This is a genomic window from Massilia sp. AB1 (genome assembly GCF_018119385.1).
Lineage (GTDB): Bacteria > Pseudomonadota > Gammaproteobacteria > Burkholderiales > Burkholderiaceae_D > Telluria.
Genome location: NZ_JAGKSG010000015.1, coordinates 13,026 through 30,858, shown reverse-complemented (window position 1 = coordinate 30,858; position 17,833 = coordinate 13,026). Strand labels below are relative to the sequence as shown.

The 17,833-nt window shown below is 66.4% G+C and carries 19 protein-coding genes; 16 read left to right on the top strand and 3 right to left on the bottom strand.

Annotated features, from left to right (window positions below; translation table 11 throughout):
- Window positions 1-60: 60 nt before the first annotated feature.
- The 3 genes from J8847_RS10990 (at window position 61) to J8847_RS10980 (ending at window position 2,260) form a co-directional block, all read left to right on the top strand.
- Window positions 61-411, top strand: a complete 351-nt coding sequence (locus J8847_RS10990) for a CidA/LrgA family protein (protein ID WP_211524743.1) — start codon at window positions 61-63, stop codon at window positions 409-411.
- Complete coding sequence (locus tag J8847_RS10985; RefSeq protein ID WP_211524742.1) at window positions 404-1,141, top strand: LrgB family protein; 738 nt, start codon at window positions 404-406, stop codon at window positions 1,139-1,141. The genes J8847_RS10990 and J8847_RS10985 overlap by 8 nt, the downstream gene beginning before the upstream one ends.
- 87 nt (window positions 1,142-1,228) lie before the next feature.
- Window positions 1,229-2,260: a patatin-like phospholipase family protein gene (locus J8847_RS10980; RefSeq protein ID WP_211524741.1), complete on the top strand. Its 1,032-nt coding sequence runs from the start codon at window positions 1,229-1,231 to the stop codon at window positions 2,258-2,260.
- Between the two features lie 3 nt (window positions 2,261-2,263).
- Here J8847_RS10980 and J8847_RS10975 read toward each other — a convergent pair whose 3' ends face one another.
- Entirely contained in the window at window positions 2,264-2,860 is a 597-nt protein-coding gene (locus J8847_RS10975; RefSeq protein WP_211524740.1) for a hemerythrin domain-containing protein, read from the bottom strand.
- Between the two features lie 357 nt (window positions 2,861-3,217).
- Here J8847_RS10975 and J8847_RS10970 point away from each other — a divergent pair, with 357 nt between their 5' ends.
- The 5 genes from J8847_RS10970 to J8847_RS10950 all read left to right on the top strand — a co-directional run bounded on the left by J8847_RS10970 (window position 3,218) and on the right by J8847_RS10950 (window position 8,121).
- Window positions 3,218-4,225: a manganese catalase family protein gene (locus J8847_RS10970; RefSeq protein WP_211524739.1), complete on the top strand. Its 1,008-nt coding sequence runs from the start codon at window positions 3,218-3,220 to the stop codon at window positions 4,223-4,225.
- Window positions 4,226-4,280: 55 nt separating this feature from the next.
- The gene (locus J8847_RS10965; protein ID WP_211524738.1) at window positions 4,281-5,198 is read left to right on the top strand and encodes a ZIP family metal transporter; all 918 of its coding nucleotides are present in this window, start codon (window positions 4,281-4,283) and stop codon (window positions 5,196-5,198) included.
- Between the two features lie 94 nt (window positions 5,199-5,292).
- Window positions 5,293-5,871 (top strand): TetR/AcrR family transcriptional regulator, encoded by a 579-nt coding sequence (locus tag J8847_RS10960; RefSeq protein WP_211524737.1) that lies wholly within the window; start codon window positions 5,293-5,295, stop codon window positions 5,869-5,871.
- A 119-nt stretch (window positions 5,872-5,990) separates the two neighbouring features.
- The gene (locus tag J8847_RS10955) at window positions 5,991-6,692 is read left to right on the top strand and encodes an SDR family oxidoreductase (RefSeq protein ID WP_211524736.1); all 702 of its coding nucleotides are present in this window, start codon (window positions 5,991-5,993) and stop codon (window positions 6,690-6,692) included.
- Between the two features lie 13 nt (window positions 6,693-6,705).
- Window positions 6,706-8,121 carry an MFS transporter gene (locus J8847_RS10950; RefSeq protein WP_211524735.1) on the top strand — a complete coding sequence of 472 codons (1,416 nt, stop codon included), beginning with the start codon at window positions 6,706-6,708 and terminating at the stop codon, window positions 8,119-8,121.
- A gap of 8 nt (window positions 8,122-8,129) precedes the next feature.
- On the opposite strand, the gene J8847_RS10945 is transcribed toward J8847_RS10950, so the two are convergent.
- A complete protein-coding gene (locus J8847_RS10945) occupies window positions 8,130-9,005 on the bottom strand; it encodes an alpha/beta fold hydrolase (RefSeq protein ID WP_211524734.1) in 876 nt (291 codons plus the stop codon).
- A 137-nt stretch (window positions 9,006-9,142) separates the two neighbouring features.
- Complete coding sequence (locus J8847_RS10940; RefSeq protein ID WP_211524733.1) at window positions 9,143-10,486, bottom strand: MFS transporter; 1,344 nt, start codon at window positions 10,484-10,486, stop codon at window positions 9,143-9,145.
- 159 nt (window positions 10,487-10,645) lie between these two features.
- Here J8847_RS10940 and cyoA point away from each other — a divergent pair, with 159 nt between their 5' ends.
- The 8 genes from cyoA to J8847_RS10900 are packed head-to-tail and all read left to right on the top strand — an operon-like array spanning window position 10,646 to window position 17,775.
- Window positions 10,646-11,665, top strand: coding sequence for a ubiquinol oxidase subunit II (gene cyoA, locus J8847_RS10935; protein ID WP_211524732.1), 1,020 nt, complete (start codon window positions 10,646-10,648; stop codon window positions 11,663-11,665).
- A gap of 2 nt (window positions 11,666-11,667) precedes the next feature.
- Entirely contained in the window at window positions 11,668-13,671 is a 2,004-nt protein-coding gene (cyoB, locus tag J8847_RS10930) for a cytochrome o ubiquinol oxidase subunit I (RefSeq protein WP_211524731.1), read from the top strand.
- Window positions 13,664-14,299, top strand: a complete 636-nt coding sequence (gene cyoC / locus J8847_RS10925) for a cytochrome o ubiquinol oxidase subunit III (RefSeq protein ID WP_211524730.1) — start codon at window positions 13,664-13,666, stop codon at window positions 14,297-14,299. The genes cyoB and cyoC overlap by 8 nt, the downstream gene beginning before the upstream one ends.
- Window positions 14,296-14,700, top strand: a complete 405-nt coding sequence (cyoD, locus tag J8847_RS10920; RefSeq protein WP_211524729.1) for a cytochrome o ubiquinol oxidase subunit IV — start codon at window positions 14,296-14,298, stop codon at window positions 14,698-14,700. The genes cyoC and cyoD overlap by 4 nt, the downstream gene beginning before the upstream one ends.
- Complete coding sequence (locus J8847_RS10915; protein WP_211524728.1) at window positions 14,700-15,494, top strand: SURF1 family protein; 795 nt, start codon at window positions 14,700-14,702, stop codon at window positions 15,492-15,494. Before cyoD ends, J8847_RS10915 begins: the two co-directional genes overlap by 1 nt.
- A gap of 19 nt (window positions 15,495-15,513) precedes the next feature.
- Window positions 15,514-16,863: an ATP-binding protein gene (locus J8847_RS10910; protein ID WP_211524727.1), complete on the top strand. Its 1,350-nt coding sequence runs from the start codon at window positions 15,514-15,516 to the stop codon at window positions 16,861-16,863.
- A complete protein-coding gene (locus J8847_RS10905; protein ID WP_211524726.1) occupies window positions 16,850-17,389 on the top strand; it encodes a response regulator transcription factor in 540 nt (179 codons plus the stop codon). The genes J8847_RS10910 and J8847_RS10905 overlap by 14 nt, the downstream gene beginning before the upstream one ends.
- A complete protein-coding gene (locus J8847_RS10900) occupies window positions 17,386-17,775 on the top strand; it encodes a cytochrome c family protein (protein ID WP_211524725.1) in 390 nt (129 codons plus the stop codon). Before J8847_RS10905 ends, J8847_RS10900 begins: the two co-directional genes overlap by 4 nt.
- The last annotated feature ends 58 nt before the right edge of the window (window positions 17,776-17,833 follow it).

Sequence of the window (17,833 nt, the reverse complement as noted above, 5' to 3'; positions counted from 1 at the left end):
GCTATCCTGCATGCTCTGGCGGCCCCATGCGTGGGGCCGCTCTTGCATTCGGGAGGTCGTATGTTGGCTGCGTTCGCGGTCCTGTTGGTGTTCCAGTGCCTTGGCGAAGGCATCGTTTTCCTGTTCGGCCTGCCGGTTCCCGGTCCCGTGGCCGGCATGCTGCTGCTGATGGCGGCCCTGATCCTGTTCCCCACGCTCCAGACCCTGGTCGAACAGGGCGCCAATACCTTGCTCTCCCATCTGTCGCTGCTGTTCGTGCCGGCCGGGGTCGGCATCGTCGCGGCGGCCGCGAGCGGCAGCGGGCACTGGATCGCGATCATCGCCTCGGTCGGCGTCAGCACCATCCTGACCCTGGCGGTCACCGGCCTGATGCTGCGCAAGCTCGGCAAGGAGGACCAGCGCGATGCCTGATTTCGCCGGCCTCAGCCATTTCTGGGTCTATCTTTCCGCTTCACCCCTGCTGGGACTGACCATGACGCTGTGCGCCTATTTGGCGGCGCAGTGGATTTTCCGCCGCAGCAAAGGCTCGCCGCTGGCGAATCCGGTCGCCATTTCGATCGCCCTGATCGCGGCCGTGCTGTGGCTGTCCGGCATGTCCTACCAGCGCTATTTCTCGGGCGCGCAGTTCGTGCACTTCCTGCTCGGCCCCGCCACCGTGGCTTTGGCCGTGCCGCTGGTGCGCCAGCTGCCGCGGCTGCGCAAGGCTTTCCTGCCCTTGGCGGCCGCGCTGGCGGCGGGCTGCGTGACCGCCATCGTGTCGGCGGTCGGCGTGGCGCTGCTGCTCGGCGCCACGCCAGAACTTGCTTACACCCTGGGCCCGAAATCGGCCACCTCGCCGATCGCCATGGCGGTGTCCGAGCGGCTGGGCGGTATTCCTGCGCTGACCGCCGCCATGGTGATCGGCACCGGCATCTTTGGCGCCATCGTGGGCAAGTATGTGTTCCAGATCGTGGGCATCCGCTCGGACGCGGCGCGCGGCGTGGCGCTGGGGCTGGCCTCGCACGGTATCGGCACGGCGCGCGCCTTCCAGCTCAGCGCGGAGATGGGCGCATTCGCCGGCCTTGCCATGGGCCTGAACGGCGCGCTCACCGCCCTGATCGCGCCATGGCTGGTGCCGCTCGTGGTCCGATGGATGGCTTAAGGCGAACTGAGCATAACAAGCGGCAATGCTGCGCCGCACAATTCAAGATCGCACTAGACTCGCGCCAACTATCAAACGGAGTCGATTGTGACGATCTATAAAACCATCAGCCTCGGCCTGCAGGGCGGCGGCACCTACGGCGCCTTCGGCTGGGGCGTGCTCGACCGGCTGCTGCAGGAAGAGTGGCTCGAACTCGACGCCATCAGCGGCACCAGCGCCGGGGCGATCAACGCCGTGGTGCTGGCCGACGGCTATGCGCACGGCGGCGGACGTGCGGGCGCGCGCCGGGCCCTCGACCGCTTCTGGCGCACCCTCGGCCAGACCGCCATCCTCAGTCCCTTGCAGCGCACGCCGCTCGACCACATGGCGGGTGGCTTCACCATGGAGCATTCGCCGGCCTACCAGCCGCTGGAAATGGCCGGCGCGCTGGCGGGACCCGTGTTCGAAACGCCGGTGACGCTCAACCCCTTGCGCAACTTCCTGTCGGCGACGGTGAATTTCGCGCGCGTGCGCGAATGCGAGGAACTCGAACTGTTCATCACCGCCACCAATGTGCGCACCGGCACCGGCAAGCTGTGGGAACGCAAGGAACTGGACGTGCAGAAGGTGCTGGCCTCGGCCTGCCTGCCGACCGTGTTCGCGGCCGTCGAAGTCGATGGCGAGACCTACTGGGACGGCAGCTATGTCGCCAATCCGCCGCTCGCGCCCCTGATCGAGCGCGGGACGGCGCGCGACCTGGTGATCGTGCAAAACAATCCGATCGCGCGCCAGGAGCTGCCGCGCAACATGGCCGACATCAGCAACCGCGCCAACGAGATCGCCTTCAACATCAGCTTCGTGCGCGAGATCAGCGCCTTGCAGCACCTGCATGGGGTGCCGGACGAGTTGCGCGGCGCCGGCGCTGCCCTGGACCCGGTACGCCTCCACCTCATTACTGGCAACGACCGGCTGTCCGAGTACAAGATCTCGGCCAAGTTCAATGCGGAGCTGGGCTTCCTGCAGCTCCTGCACGACCTGGGTGTCCAGACCGCCGAGACCTGGCTGCGCGAGCACGCCCAGCACCTGGGCCTGCGCTCGACGCTCGATCCGATGCCGGTCTATTTCCCCGACCGGCTCTAGACCTCAGACCGGATTCGATTTCCAGGTCTTCTTCGGTCCCAGCGCCTTGGCGGCGAACAGCGCGCTGGCCAGGCCCACGACCATGGCGGCGGTGCTGCCCGAGAAGCCCACGACATGCTCCTTGGCCAGCTTGCCGGCCTTGGGGCCCACCAGCTGCATGCGGCGGCTGGTCATGCGCGCGCCCATTTCGGACAGCGCCTGGCGGCTGAAGATGGCTTCGGCCTGCGGCAGCAGCTTGGTTTCCTCGTCCGCCACGTGGTGGATCACGTCGCGCATCAGTTCCATCACCAGGTCGTCGTGGCGCGGGTCGGAGCCGCTGGTGCGGCGCAGCTCGGCGATGAGGCGGCGCATCTCCATGTGCTCGGGCTCGGCCTTGTGGATGAAGGGCTCTTTCGCATCGCGCTGGCGCATGGCCGGGTAGAAGATCTCTTCCTCGAGCGTCGCGTGGATCTCCAGCGCGTCGCAGATGGTGTCGGCCAGGGCCTTCTTGACGGTCGGGCGCTTGTCGCGCGAATACTGGTGGAAGGTCACCATCGTGTGCGAATGGTCGAAGCGGATCATGTCGGTAATCGTCGGGCTCAACTGTTTGAGAGAAAACATCGTCTTTCTCCTTCGTGGTGGTTGGACCAGCAGCTTGTGCCGGCGAGGTCTTGCAAGTTCGATCAGGCTTCATGCTAGGTCGTTTCTCATGCGGGGCGCGCACGATTACCTTGCCGCGAACATGGGAATTTCCTTTTTACATCAAAGACTTGATTCCCCTGATCCATGTTCTTTACCTGGCTTTACAGCTTGTCACACTAGTCCTACAACCAGACAAGCGCGTACCTGATGACGTCTCGACAGCGGGGCTGAGAACATGAAGGTGTTCGGTTGCCGACCCCGGCGGCAGCCTCGGGGCCGGCTGCATGCGCGGGATGCGCGGCGGCTGGTGTCAACATTCATCGGAGGAACACGCTTATGTTTGCACATAACAAACGCTTGCAATACACGGTGCGCGTCAACGAGCCCAACCCGGCGCTGGCCAACCTGATGCTCGAGCAGTTCGGCGGCCCGCAGGGCGAGCTGGCCGCTGCGATGCGCTACTTCACGCAGGCGGTATCGGAAGACGATGCGGGCCGCAAGGACATGCTGTTCGATATCGCGACCGAGGAGCTGAGCCACCTCGAGGTGATCGGCCACATCGTCGCCATGCTGAACAAGGGCGCCAAGGGCCGCCTGGCCGAAGCCGTCGACAGCGAAGCCGACATGTACAAGAGCATCACCGGCCCAGGCAACGACAGCCACATCACCCAGGTGCTGTACGGCGGCGGCACGCCGCTGGTGAACTCGGCCGGCGTGCCGTGGACGGCGGCGTATATCGACTCGATCAGCGAGCCGACCGCCGACCTGCGCTCGAACATCGCCGCCGAGGCGCGCGCCAAGATCGTCTACGAGCGCCTGATCGCGCTGACCGACGACCCGGGCGTGAAGGAAGCGCTGGGCTTCCTGATGACGCGCGAAGTGGCGCACCAGAAGTCCTTCGAGAAGGCCTTGTACGCGATCGAGCCGAACTTCCCGCCGGGGAAAATGGCGGCCGATCCGCGCTTCGCGAGCGTGTACTACAACATGTCGCAGGGCCCGGGCGAAGTGCGCGGCCCGTGGAACCAGGGTGCGGACTGGGATTTCGTCAGCGACCGCGAGAAGCAGTGCGCCGTCGACGGCGGCTCGGGCGAGGCGGAAGTGGCGCTGCCGGCCGACGACATCGACGTGCTCAAGCAGATGGCCATGCGCACCCAGTCCAACCCGGCCTCGTCGCCGCGCACGGGGGCGGAACTGGGCATGAGCATGCAATCGGCATCCGGTGGTACGATGGGTGGATCGTCGGGTAACGCCATGGGCAAGGCCAATGTGGCCAGCAAAGGCGGCGAGCTGGACGATACCGGCCTGAGCAATCCGAAAGGCAGCAAAAAGTCGCTGAAGAAGTAAACCGCAAGACAGGTCCCGTGCGGCCCTGCCGCGCGGGGCCTGAACAGGACATTGCATGAATTTCAGAACCGAAAAAGCGGATGGAACGCGCGCGGACGGTGCCTTGCCGCGCTGGCTCACCTTGCGGCGCCTGGTCGGCTTCACGATCTGCGCCGTCGGCTGCCTGGTCCTGCTCGGCAGCCTGGTCGAGCAGATCATGATCGCCAATCCCAAGATGCATGCGGCCCTGCTGGGCGGCGGCACGGCGGCGGCCGCGACCGCGCTCGGGACCTTGCCGGTCCTGATGGCGCAAAATTTCTCCAAGCGTACTTACGACTGCTTCCTCGGCTTCGGCGCCGGCGTGATGCTGGGCGCCACCGCGTTCTCGCTCGTGATTCCCGCCCTGGCCGCGGCCAAGGCCGCCGGCGCGGGCAGCTGGGAAGCCAGCCTGATGGCGGGCGCGGGCATCATGGCCGGCGCCGGCGGCATCATGCTGCTGGGCCGCGCGGTCCAGCCCGAGGGCATCCTGGGCAGCGACATCGACGGCACCTCGCTGCGGCGCGCCTGGCTGTTCATCTGGGCGGTGGCCCTGCATAACCTGCCCGAAGGCCTGGCGATCGGCGTGGCCTACGCCGGAATCGACATCGAGAAAGCGAATTCCCTGACCACCGGCATTTCCATCCAGGACGTGCCGGAAGGGCTGGTGGTCGCACTGGCCCTGCGCACGGTCGGCTATGGACGGCTGATGTCGGTGAGCGGAGGCGTGGTGTCCGGCCTGATCGAGCCGGTGGCGGCCGCCCTGGGCGTGGCCCTGATCGGGATTTCGGCGGGGATGCTGCCTTTCGTCCTGGCCGCGGCCGGGGGAGCGATGCTGCTCGTCATCGTGCACGACGTGATTCCCGAATCCCATCGCGGCGGCAACGCGACCGCCGCCAGTATCGCCCTGGTGGGCGGCTTCATCCTGATGACGGTGCTCGATACGGCACTGTCCTGAGCGGCGTTTCCCGCCTCCACGCGAAGGGAAAATTCGCTTGACTGCAAAATATGACGGGAATAATATGAGCTCTATCATATTTCGAGGTGCCGCCATGCCAGCTTCGTCCAAACGCGAACAGACCCACGCCCGGATCGTCGAGGCTGCCGCGCGCGCCTTGCGCCGCGAAGGCTTCGCTGGCGTCGGCGTGGCCGATGTGATGAAGCAGGCCGGGCTCACCCATGGCGGCTTCTACGCCCACTTCCCGTCGCGCGAGGCCTTGCTGCTGGAGGCGGTCGAGCGCGCGGCGTCCGAGGGCGCGACCGTGCTGGCCGAACGCATCGGCGCACGCACCGCCAAGGGCATGTCCCCGCTGCAGGCCCTGATCGACGCCTATCTGTCGCTGGAACACCTCGAGGCCACCGAAGAGGGCTGCCTGGTGGGCGCCCTCGGTTCCGAGATGGCGCGCCAGGACGAGATCCTGCTCAACGCCTCGCGCGCCCGGGTCGAGCGCCTGATCGAGCGGGTGGGCGAGGCCTTGCCGGAAGGCGCGGCGCCGGGGCAGGCGGTCGCCCTCGCCGGCGCGCTGGTGGGCACGCTGCAGGTGGCGCGCACCATGGGCCGCCAGGGCCCGGGACGCGAACTGCTGGAGCAGGGCAAGGCCGCACTGATCGCACAATACGCAGCATCCTGAAATCAGGCGAGCCGCCTGCGGGCGGCAATTTTTCACAGTTGAATATGATGACCATCATATTCAAGGCGCCGACGGGGCACAGGGCCGACCGGACGCCATCACACACGAAAGGGAATGCCATGAAACTCGACAACGCTACCGTCCTCGTCACCGGCGCCAACCGCGGCCTGGGCCGTGAATTCGCCCGCCAGGCACTGGCCCGGGGCGCCCGCAAGGTCTATGCGGCGGCGCGCAACCCGGCCTCGGTCGACCTGGAAGGCGTGGTGCCCGTGGCGCTCGACGTCACCGACGCCTTCCAGGCGGCCGCGCTGGCACGCGAGCTGGGCGACGTCGACCTGGTGATCAACAACGCGGGCATCGCCGAGATGACCGGGGTGCTCGATCCGGAAAGCCCGGCGGCGCTGCGTCGCATGTTTGAAACCAATGTGTTCGGCATCCTGAACGTGAGCCGTGCCTTCGCGCCCGTGCTGGGCAGGAATGGCGGCGGCGCCTTCCTGAACGTGCTGTCGGTGGCAAGCTGGATCAGCAGCCCGGCACTGGCTGCCTATGGGGTCACCAAGGCGGCGGCCTGGAGCCTGACCAACGGCCTGCGCAACGAACTGGCGGCGCAGCAGACCCAGGTGATGGGCCTGCACGTGGGCTTCATCGACACCGACCTGACCCAGGGCATCGATGCGCCGAAGCTGACCGTCGATGTGGTGGTCGACCGCGGCTACGCGGCGCTCGAGGCGGGTGCGCCGGAAGTCGCCATCGACGAGCTGACGCAGGCCGTCAAGCGCGGCCTCTCGGCCGAGCCAGGCCTGTACACCTTGCCGCGCTAAGCAGGGGCTGGACATGGACATGCGCGCCGACGCGGCCATCGCCGCCACCGCCGCCACCCGCCGCCTGCCGGGCTGGGGCGCGTTCGCGATCGCCAGCACGGCGGTCCTGCTGGTTGCGAACGACAGCACCATGCTGTTCGCCGCCTTCGGCTCGCTGCGCCATGCTTTTCCGGGCGCCACCGCGGCCGAGCTGTCCTGGGTGCTGAACGCCTACACGGTCGTGTTCGCTACGCTGCTGGTGCCGGCCGGCGGCCTGGCCGACCGCTTTGGTACCCGCCGCAGCTTCCTGGCGGGGCTCGCGCTCTTCCTCGGCGGCTCGGCAGCGGCGGGAATGTCGCCCAGCATGGGGCTGCTGGTCGCCAGCCGCGTGACGCAGGGCGTCGGCGCGGCGCTGGTGACGCCCAGTTCGCTGGCGATCATCCTGGCCGCATTTCCACCGGCGCGGCGGGCGGTGGTGGTCGGGCTGTGGGGAGCGGCATCCGCTCTGGGCGCCGCCATCGGGCCGATCGCGGGCAGCTTCGCGGCAGAACTGCATGGCTGGGCCGGCGTCTTCTTCGTGAACCTGCTGCCGGGCGCGGCTGCGCTGTACCTCGGCTGGCGGTATCTGGCGCCGGCGCCGGGTGGCGGCCGCACGGCCTCCGTCGACCTGGTCGGCATGCTCTTGCTGGGCCTGGCGGCGGGCGCCCTTGCGATGGCGATCACCCAGTCCGGCTCGCCGGCCTGGAGCCGGGCGGACCTGGCGCTGCTGGCCGGCGGCGGCGCGCTGGCCTTGCTCGGCTTCGTGCTGTGGGCGGGCCGCAGTGCGGCGCCGCTGGTGGACCTGTCCCTGTTCCGCTCGCGCACCTACAGCGCGGTGAACCTGGCGACCCTGGTGTTCAATGTCGCCTTCATCATGATGTTCTTCTCGCTGTTTTCCTTCCTGACCAAGGTCTGGCACTACAGCCTGCCACTGGCCGGGATGGCGATCGCGGCGGGACCGCTGACGGTGGTGCCGGTGGCCTTCCTGGCCGGGCGCTTCGCGGCGCGCTCGGGCCATCGCGTGCTGCTGGTGGCGGGATCGCTGGTGTTCGCGGCCGCCGGGACCTGGCTGCTGCTGGTGCCGGGGACGCAGCCCGCCTACCTGAGCCAGTGGCTGCCGGCGATGCTGTTGAGCGGAATCGGGATCGGCATGGTGCTGCCTTCGCTGTCCGGGGCGGCGGTGGCGGGGCTGGCGCCGGCGCGCTTCGCGGTCGGCGGGGCGGTCAACCAGGCGGTCCGGCAGTTCGGCGCGGTGCTGGGGGTGGCGCTGACGGTGCGCTGGCTGGGCGGCGCGCATCTGGCGCCGGCCGACTTCGAGCCGGTGTTCGGGATGCAGATCGGACTTGCCCTGCTGACCGGATTGCTGTGCCTGGTGGTGCATACCCGGCCGGGAATGGCGCCCGGCCGCTGAGTCGGATTTCAGGGGCCGGGGCCGCCGAGTTTCCCGGCAAGGAAGTTCGTCAAGCGCAGCTCGTAGGCGGCGGGGGCGTAGTCGTACAGGTCCTGGTGGGCGGCGCCGCCGACTTCCCACAGCTGCGCGCTGGCGCCGAGCGCCGCGTGGATGCGGCGCGTCTCGGCGAGCGTGGTATGCAGGTCTTCGGTACCGGAGGCGACCAGGACCGGCATGTCGAGCGCTCCCAGGCGGTCGATGGGCCGCAACTGCGCGGGTTCGATGGCAAGGCGCAGCGGCAGCTGCCACAGCAGCAGCCTGGAGAGCGGCGCGGCCAGCGCCCCGAGCCGCATGCGCAGGCGGTTCTCGACAGCTTCCTCGATGGTCGGATACATGGATTCGAGCACCACGGCGTCGGGCCGTGGGCAGCCGCGGCACAGGACCAGCGAGGCCGCGCCCAGCGAGACGCCGATCACGCCCAGGCGCGCTTCCGGCTGGCGCCGGCGCAGCCATTCCAGGCTGGACCGTACCGCCTCGGATTCGCTCAGGCCGAAGGTGATCGCGGGCGCGGGGCTGGCGCCATGTCCCGGCAGGTCGATCAGCAGCACCGCATGGCCTTGCCGGTTCAGGAAGCGGGCGCGCGCCAGCATCTGGCGCCGGTCGGAACGGATGCCGTGCAGGAGCAGCAGGGCGCTCTTGCCGCGCCCTTCCAGGAACCAGCCGGCGACCGGCATGTCGGTATCGGTCTTGATGGTGACGGCCGTCGTGCCGGGCGCGGCGGGGAAGGGCGCCGCACCCTGCTGGGCGCGCATCAACTCGCTGCCAACCTGCCAGACCAGGACGGCGCCGATCACGGCCCCGGCCGCCATCGCTTTCATCCACAGTGGCACAGCGAACTTTCTCACGGACAAATCCATTTCCTTGCTGTCAATTTGTTAAGGATAGCAAAGCTGGCCCGGGGAAAATGCGCGGATCGTCACGATGTAAGGACAAAAAAAGACGGCCCCGCAGGGCCGTCCTTGTCCGGGTGCGAAGCCTCCGCTTAGTCGCGGATCTCCAGCGCCCGGTTCAGGCTCAGCGCCGCCAGCGAGCCAACCGCACCCGACAGCAGGTAGAGGCTGACATAGCCCAGGCCGAAGTGCGCCGACAGGCCCAGGGCGACCAGCGGAGCGAAGGCCGCGCCGACCAGCCAGGCCAGGTCCGAGGTCAGGGCCGCGCCGGTATAGCGGTACTGCTGCTTGAAGTTGGCGGTCACGGCGCCGGCAGCCTGGCCGTAGGACAGGCCCAGCAGGGTGAAGCCCACCAGGATGAAGGTGTTCTGGCCGGCCACGCCGCCGTCCATCAGGGTCGGCACGAAGGCCGAGAAGATGGCGATCAGCGCCGCCAGCGTGCCCAGGGTGGTGCGGCGGCCGACGCGGTCGGCGATGTAGCCCGAGGCCAGGATCGCCACGGCCGCCAGGCCCGCGCCCCACATCTGGATCTGCAGGAACTCATCCATCGGACGGGTATCGTAGAGCTGGATCCAGGAGAGCGGGAACACGGTCACCAGGTGGAACAGCGCATAGCTGGCCAGTGCGGCGAGGGCGCCGATGGCGATGTTGCTGCCCTGGCTCTTCACCAGTTCACCGACCGGGGCCGGATCGAGTTCGTGGGCGTCCAGCAGGCGCGAATACTCGCTGGTCGAGACCAGGCGCAGGCGGGCGAACAGGGCCACGACGTTGATGGTGAAGGCGCAGAAGAACGGATAGCGCCAGCCCCAGACCAGGAAGTCGTCCGAGGACAGGTTGGTCAGCAGGTAGGAGAACAGGCCGGCCGCGATCAGGAAGCCGATCGGCGCCGCCAGCTGGCCCAGCATCGCGTACCAGCCGCGCTTGTTCTCCGGCGCGCTCAGCGCCAGCAGCGAGGGCAGGCCATCCCAGGAACCGCCCTGGGCGACGCCCTGGCCGATGCGCATCAGCGACAGGATCACGATCGAGGTCATGCCGATCTGGCCATAGGTTGGCAAGAAAGAAATCACGACGGTGCAAGTACCCATCAGGAATAGCGCGATGGTGAGCTTGATTTCGCGGCTGAACCGCTTCTGGATCTCCATGAAGATCACCGTGCCCAGCGGGCGCGCCAGGAATGCGAAGGCAAAAACGGTAAAGGAGTAGAGTGTCGCCTCAAGCCGGTCGGCCCATGGGAAAAAGACCGCGGGAAAGACCAGGACGGAAGCGATCGCGTAGACGAAGAAGTCGAAATATTCCGAGGCACGGCCGATGACCACGCCGACGGCTATTTCTCCCGGGTGGATTTCGCCATCCCGGGCGTTGATGTTGCGGGCCCCACTATGAGGGTGGGTGATCGGGGCGGCACCTGCGCCGCCGTACGTCGTCGTGCTTTGCATATTCTTCGTCTCCCTAAAGTACCCGGCCGCCGGCATTTAATCTTTCCTTGTCAAAATGATACTTTTTGGCAAGGGTGGGACAAAACGTCCAATGTTCGCGGACGACCGTTGGCATTACAGTAGCATGTTCTTATTCCCATGTAACGTTAGATACCTAGCATGATTCCTAAAATTGTCCGCCGCGGACTGCCATTGCTCCCGTTAGCCGCCCTCGCAGGCTGCAATACGGTGGTGATGAACCCCACCGGCGATATTGCAAAACAGCAGGCCGACCTGATCACCATCTCGGTCGTGCTGATGCTGATCATCATCGTCCCGGTGATGATCCTGACGGTCCTGTTCGCCTGGCGCTACCGCAAGGGCGCCAACGCCAAGTACACCCCGGACTGGGACCACTCGACCAAGCTCGAGCTCGTGATCTGGGGCGCGCCGCTCCTGATCATCATCGTCCTCGGCCTGATTACCTGGGTCTCGACCCACAAGCTGGATCCCTACCGCCCGCTCGACCGCATCGACGAACACCGTCCGATCCCGGCCTCGACCAAGCCGCTCGAGGTGCAGGTCGTGGCGCTGGACTGGAAATGGCTGTTCATCTACCCGGAGCAGGGCATTGCGTCGGTCAACGAGCTGGTGACCCCGGTCGACGTGCCGGTGCGCTTCAAGATCACCTCGTCGACCGTGATGAACACCTTCTACATCCCGACCCTGGCCGGCATGATCTACGCGATGCCGGGCATGGAGACCACCCTGAACGCGGTGCTGAACAAGCCGGGCGACTACCAGGGCCTGTCGGCCAACTTCAGCGGCGAAGGTTTCTCGCACATGAAGTTCGGCTACAAGGGCGTGAGCGCGGGCGAATTCGACGCCTGGGTCCAGAAGATGAAGGCCAATCCGGGCGTGCTGAACCGCGCGGACTACCTGGCGCTGGAGAAGCCGTCGGTGCGTGAGCCGGTGCGCTACTACGGCCAGGTGGAGCCGGCCCTGTTCAACCGCGTCCTGAACCGTTGCGTGGCCGAAGGCAGCGTCTGCATGAACCAGCAGATGGCCGACGACCACAAGCGCAACCAGGTCGCCGCCGCGATCAAGGCGCTGCCGAAAGCCGCAGCGGCCCAGGTGGCCAACGCCGAAGTCTGCGAGACGCCGGCGGCCGGCAATCCTAACAATCCTGTGAAGAAGTAACCATGCAAGACTCTCTCGACTTGACGAAGCTTATCTTCGGTCGGCTCAGCTGGGACGCGATTCCCTTCCATGAGCCGATCCTGATCGCTACCTTCGCCGGCGTCATCGTGGGCGGTCTGGCCCTGCTCGGCCTGATCTCCTACTTCCGCCTGTGGGGCACCTTGTGGCGCGACTGGATCACCAGTATCGACCACAAGAAAATCGGCATCATGTACATGATCCTCGGCGTGGTGATGCTGCTGCGCGGCTTTGCCGACGCGTTGATGATGCGCGCCCAGCAGGCGTTCGCCTTCGGCTCCAACCACGGCTTCCTGCCGCCGGACCACTACGACCAGATCTTCACCGCCCACGGCGTGATCATGATCTTCTTCGTGGCGATGCCGCTGGTGACGGGCCTGATGAACTACGTAGTGCCGCTGCAGATCGGCGCGCGCGACGTGGCCTTCCCGTTCCTGAACAACTTCTCGTTCTGGATGACCACCATGGGCGCCGTCCTCGTGATGGCTTCGCTGTTCGTGGGTGAATTCGCACGTACCGGCTGGCTGGCCTATCCGCCGCTGTCGGGCATCCTCGCCAGCCCCGGCGTCGGCGTCGACTACTACATCTGGTCGCTGCAGATCGCGGGTGTCGGCACCTTGCTGTCCGGCGTCAACCTGATCGTCACCATCGTCAAGATGCGCGCACCGGGCATGGGCCTGATGAAGATGCCTGTCTTCGTCTGGACCTCGCTGTGCACCAACATCCTGATCGTGATCACCTTCCCGATCCTGACCGCCGTGCTGGCCATGCTGGGCATGGACCGCCTGTTCGACACCGCCTTCTTCACCAACGATCGCGGCGGCAACGCCATGATGTACGTGAACCTGATCTGGATCTGGGGCCACCCGGAGGTGTACATCCTGATCCTGCCGGCCTTCGGCATCTTCTCGGAAGTCGTCTCGACCTTCTGCGGCAAGCGCCTGTTCGGCTACACCTCGATGGTGTATGCGACCTGCGTCATCATGGTGCTGTCCTACCTGGTGTGGCTGCACCACTTCTTCACCATGGGCAGCGGCGCGAGCGTCAATTCGTTCTTCGGCATCACCACGATGATCATCTCGATCCCGACGGGCGCGAAGATCTTCAACTGGCTGTTCACGATGTACCGCGGCCGTATCCGCTTCGAACTGCCGATGATGTGGACCGTGTCCTTCATGCTGACCTTCGTCATCGGCGGCATGACCGGCGTGATGCTGGCGATCCCGGCGGCCGACTTCGTGCTGCACAACTCGCTGTTCCTGATCGCGCACTTCCACAACGTCATCATCGGCGGCGTGGTGTTCGGCCTGTTCGCCGGCTTCAACTACTGGGCGCCGAAGATGTTCGGCGTGAAGCTGAACCAGTTCTGGGGCAAGGTCTCGTTCTGGCTGTGGTCGATCGGCTTCTGGGTCGCCTTCACCCCGCCGTACATCCTGGGCTTCATGGGCTACACCCGCCGCGTGAGCCACTTCGAGGACACCTCGGTGCAGTGGCTGTTCCAGGTCTCGCTGTTCGGCACCCTGATGATCGCCGGCGGTATCGGCGCGCTGCTGCTGCAGATCTTCTTCACCTGGAAGGACCGCAAGTCGCTGCGCGACGTGACCGGCGACCCGTGGGATGGCCGTACGCTGGAGTGGGCGACCTCGTCGCCGCCGCCGGACTACAACTTCGCCTTCACCCCGGTGGTGCATGACAACGACACCTTCGCCGACATGAAGAAGAACGGCTACCAGCGTCCGCTGAAGGACTTCGTGGCGATCCACATGCCCAAGAACACCTGGGCCGGCTTCGGCATCTCGGCGCTGTCGATGGTGGTGGGCTTCGGCATCATCTGGCACATGTGGCTGCTGGTGGGCGCGTCCTTCCTCGTCATGATGGCCGCGATCATCATCCACACGTTTAACTACAAGCGCGACTACTACATCCCGGCGGAAGAAGTGACCCGTACCGAGGAAGCGCACACCCGTTTGTTGGAAAGCCATGTCTGAAATTAAAACCATGACCGGCGCCCTGAGCGCCGACGAGGTGACCGCGCGCTACCTGGTGCGCGAGCACCATCCGGAACAGGGCACCTTGCTCGGCTTCTGGATTTACCTGATGAGCGACTGCCTCATCTTCGCGTCCCTGTTCGCCACCTATGCGGTGCTGGGCCGTAACTACGCCGGCGGTCCGACCGGCGCCGAGCTGTTCGACCTGTCGCTGATCGCCATTAACACCGGCTTCCTGCTGCTGTCGTCGATCACCTTCGGTTTCGCGATGATCTCGGCCCAGGCCAAGAAAGCCGGCGCGACCATCGGCTGGATGGCCGTCACCGGCCTGCTGGGCGCGGCCTTCCTGTCGCTGGAACTGTACGAGTTCTACCACCTGATCCACGAAGGCGCAGGTCCGCAGCGCAGCGGCTTCCTGACCGCGTTCTTCTCGCTGGTCGGCACCCACGGCCTGCACGTGCTGTTCGGCGCGGTGTGGCTGGTGACCCTGATCGTCCAGATCACGAAGCACGGCCTGACCACCGAGAACTTCCGCCGCCTGCAGTGCCTGTCGCTGTTCTGGCACTTCCTGGACGTCGTCTGGATCTTCGTGTTTACCTTTGTCTACCTGATGGGAGTGCTGCCATGAGCGACCACCACCACGATCATGGCCACGGCGATCATGGCCATCATGACGTCTACGTGACGCACTACAGCGCCAAGGACTACGCGATCGGCTTCGTGCTGTCGCTGATCCTGACCGCGATCCCGTTCTGGCTGGTGATGGGCAACGTCCTGCCGCCGGATACGACCAAGTACGTGATCCTCGGCTTCGCCGCCGTGCAGCTGGTCGTGCAGATGATCTACTTCCTGCACATGAACGCCAAGTCGGAAGGCGGCTGGAACCTGATGGCGCTGATCCTGACCGTCGTCCTGCTGGTCATCGTGCTGGCCGGCTCGATCTGGGTCATGCATCACATGAACGCCAACATGATGCCGGCGATGGGTGGCGCGAGCGACACCCTCCACGGCACCCACGACATGCCGTAATGCAGGTCGGGCACGATCAGGCGGCATCCCACCCACAGCCACGCTCCGCGTTCGCGCGGCGTGTGCTGGCGGTGCTGGCCGTGCTCCTGATCGTGCTGTTCGCAGGCCTGGGGACCTGGCAGGTGCTGCGCCTGCAATGGAAACTGGGCCTGATCGCACGGGTGAATGCGCGCGTGCACGCTGCCCCCGTTGCGGCGCCCCCGGCGGCGCAGTGGGCGCAGGTCACCAAAGACTCCCACGAATACCGGCGCGTCCAGCTGTCCGGGCACTACCTCTACGAATTCACCACTCCGGTCCAGGCGCTCTCCAGCCTCGGCGCGGGGTTCTGGCTGCTCACGCCCATGTGCACGGCGGAGGGCCAACTTGTCTTCATCAACCGCGGTTTCATTCCCGCAGCCGAGAACCGGGCAGGGCGCTATCCTGCGCGCCGCGCCGGCCCGAATCCCTGCGCCGCGCCGGGCCAGACCGTGAATGTCACCGGGCTGCTGCGCATCAATGAGCCGGGCGGCGGCTTCCTGCGCGATAACGACCCGGCGGGCAACCGCTGGTACTCGCGCGATGTGGCGGCCATCGGCGCCGCGCGCCGCCTGGCGAACGTCGCCCCGTACTTCGTCGACGCCGCCAAGGACCAGGACCCGAAAGGCGCCCCCGAGCGCGCCGTCGGCGGCCTGACCGTCATTTCCTTCCAAAATAACCACCTCGTTTATGCGCTCACTTGGTATGCTCTGGCCCTGATGGTGGCCGGCGCCTTGTGGTGGGCCGGCCGTTACGGTTCAACCACCACCGACGACTGATCGAACGGGACCAGGCTTGATGCAATCACCGCTGGATTTCTTCGCCAAGGCGGGCAAGAGCTCGCCCTCGGCGGCCGCCGCGAACGTGGAGTTCGCCGCCGGCCATAAAAACATGCTGCAGCTGATCGAGCTGCGCTGGATCGCCGTCATCGGCCAGATCACGACCATCGCCGCCGCGATCCTGATTTTCCGCATCGAGCTGCCGCTGGTGCACATGCTGCAGGTGCTGGCCTGCCTGATCGCCTTCAACATCGCCAGCCATTTGCGCTGGCACGAGCACCGGCCGGTGTCGAACGGCGAGATGTTCATGGCCCTGCTGGTCGACGTGGCCAGCCTCACGGTGCTGCTGTACCTCTCGGGCGGCACCACCAATCCCTTCGCCTTCCTCTACCTGCTGCAGGTGATCATCTCGGCGGTGCTGCTGGAAGTGGCCTGGACCTGGTCGATCGTGGTCATCACCATCCTGTGCATGGCCGGCCTGGCCATGTACGCCGAGCCCCTCGCGCTGCCTTTCGACCATGCGCGCGGCATCGCCAGCATCTATGTGCAAGGCCTGCTGGTGTGCTTCGCGCTGAATGCGGCGCTGCTGGTGATGTTCATCTCGCGCATCTCCGACAACCTGCGCGAGAAGGCGGCCCAGCTGGCCGGTCTGCGCCAGCGCGCCGCCGAGGAAGAACACATCGTGCGCATGGGCCTGCTGGCCTCGGGCGCGGCCCACGAGCTGGGCACGCCGCTGGCCACCGTCTCCGTGATCCTGGGCGACTGGAAGCGCATGCCCGAGTTCAAGAAGAACCCGGAACTGCTGGAAGAGATCACCGAGATGCAGATCCAGCTCAAGCGCTGCAAGTCCATCGTCAGCGGCATCCTGCTGTCGGCGGGCGAGGCGCGCGGCGAGTCGGCGGTGCGCACCACCATGCGCGGCTTCCTCGACGGCCTGGTGGCCCAATGGCAGGAAAGCCGTCCCGTGCGGGCCTTCGCATACAATAACCGCATCCGCGAGGACCTGCCGGTGGCGTCCGACTCGGCGCTCAAGCAGACCATCGACAACCTGCTCGACAACGCCCTCGAAGCCTCGCCCGACTGGGTCGGGATGGACGCCCGCATCGAGGACGGCAACCTGACCCTGTCCGTGGTCGACCGCGGCCCCGGCTTCGCGCCCGGCATGCTGGCCCAGCTGGGCAAGCCCTACCAGTCGACCAAGGGCAAGCCCGGCGGCGGGCTGGGCCTGTTCCTCGCGGTGAACGTGGTGCGCAAGCTGGGCGGCACCGTCACCGCGCGCAACCGGCCGGAGGGCGGGGCGGAGGTGGTCCTGTGCCTGCCGCTGTCGGCAATCGAACTGGAAGAGGAAAAGAACAATGTCCAATCCTGAGCCCTTGTTGCTCATCATCGAAGACGACGAAGCCTTCGCCCGTACGCTGAGCCGCTCCTTCGAGCGGCGCGGGTACCGGGTGCTGGTGGCAAGCGGCTACGAGGAAGCGGCGGCCGTGCTGCAGGAACATACCCCGGGCTACGCCGTGGTCGACCTCAAGCTCAAGGGCAATACCTCCGGCCTGTCCTGCGTGCAGCTGCTGCACGAGCACGAGCCGGACATGCTGATCGTGGTGCTCACCGGTTTCGCCAGCATCGCCACGGCGGTGGAAGCGATCAAGCTGGGCGCGGTCCAGTACCTGGCCAAGCCTTCGGACGCCGACGACATCGAGGCCGCCTTCGGCCACGTGGCCGGCAGCACCGACATCGAAGTCACCAACCGCTCCACCTCGATCAAGACCCTGGAGTGGGAAAAGATCCACGCCGTGCTGGCCGAGACCGATTTCAACATCTCGGAAGCCGCGCGCCGCCTCGGCATGCACCGGCGCACCCTGGCGCGCAAGCTCGAGAAGCAGCGGGTCAAATGATCGGTGCGGCGACGCGCGCCGCTGCGGCCGCGCTGGCCCTGGTGCTGGCGGCGTGCGGCCGCGAGCAGCCCGTGGACCAGGTCGAGGCAGGCCGCAAGGTGTTCGCCCGCTGCGCCAACTGCCACCAGGTGGGACCGGGCGCCCGCAACCTGTTCGGCCCCGAGCTCAACGGCATCATCGGCCGCCGCGCCGGCGGCTTGCCCGGCTACGCCTATTCGCCCGCCCTGAAGCAGGCGGGTTTCACCTGGGACGAAGCGAAACTCGCCGCCTTCGTCCGCGATCCCGAGCAGGTCGTGCCGGGCAATGCGATGCGCTTCTGGGGCCTGAGCGACGAGCGCCAGGTCGCGAACCTGCTCGCCTACCTGCGCTCCCATCCGGCACAATAAGCCTTCATAAGTTGTTGACACAGGATCATTCCCTGCTACTATATCGAGACTCGCTATG

Bases quoted from the DNA above. Each gene is read 5' to 3' on its own strand.
- J8847_RS10990 (WP_211524743.1), top strand. From the start codon at position 61: ATGTTGGCTGCGTTCGCGGTCCTGTTGGTGTTCCAGTGCCTTGGCGAA.
- J8847_RS10985 (WP_211524742.1), top strand. From the start codon at position 404: ATGCCTGATTTCGCCGGCCTCAGCCATTTCTGGGTCTATCTTTCCGCT.
- J8847_RS10975 (WP_211524740.1), bottom strand. From the start codon at position 2,860: ATGTTTTCTCTCAAACAGTTGAGCCCGACGATTACCGACATGATCCGC.
- J8847_RS10970 (WP_211524739.1), top strand. From the start codon at position 3,218: ATGTTTGCACATAACAAACGCTTGCAATACACGGTGCGCGTCAACGAG.
- J8847_RS10965 (WP_211524738.1), top strand. From the start codon at position 4,281: ATGAATTTCAGAACCGAAAAAGCGGATGGAACGCGCGCGGACGGTGCC.
- J8847_RS10960 (WP_211524737.1), top strand. From the start codon at position 5,293: ATGCCAGCTTCGTCCAAACGCGAACAGACCCACGCCCGGATCGTCGAG.
- J8847_RS10955 (WP_211524736.1), top strand. From the start codon at position 5,991: ATGAAACTCGACAACGCTACCGTCCTCGTCACCGGCGCCAACCGCGGC.
- J8847_RS10950 (WP_211524735.1), top strand. From the start codon at position 6,706: ATGGACATGCGCGCCGACGCGGCCATCGCCGCCACCGCCGCCACCCGC.
- J8847_RS10940 (WP_211524733.1), bottom strand. From the start codon at position 10,486: ATGCAAAGCACGACGACGTACGGCGGCGCAGGTGCCGCCCCGATCACC.
- cyoA (WP_211524732.1), top strand. From the start codon at position 10,646: ATGATTCCTAAAATTGTCCGCCGCGGACTGCCATTGCTCCCGTTAGCC.
- cyoB (WP_211524731.1), top strand. From the start codon at position 11,668: ATGCAAGACTCTCTCGACTTGACGAAGCTTATCTTCGGTCGGCTCAGC.
- cyoC (WP_211524730.1), top strand. From the start codon at position 13,664: ATGTCTGAAATTAAAACCATGACCGGCGCCCTGAGCGCCGACGAGGTG.
- cyoD (WP_211524729.1), top strand. From the start codon at position 14,296: ATGAGCGACCACCACCACGATCATGGCCACGGCGATCATGGCCATCAT.
- J8847_RS10915 (WP_211524728.1), top strand. From the start codon at position 14,700: ATGCAGGTCGGGCACGATCAGGCGGCATCCCACCCACAGCCACGCTCC.
- J8847_RS10910 (WP_211524727.1), top strand. From the start codon at position 15,514: ATGCAATCACCGCTGGATTTCTTCGCCAAGGCGGGCAAGAGCTCGCCC.
- J8847_RS10905 (WP_211524726.1), top strand. From the start codon at position 16,850: ATGTCCAATCCTGAGCCCTTGTTGCTCATCATCGAAGACGACGAAGCC.
- J8847_RS10900 (WP_211524725.1), top strand. From the start codon at position 17,386: ATGATCGGTGCGGCGACGCGCGCCGCTGCGGCCGCGCTGGCCCTGGTG.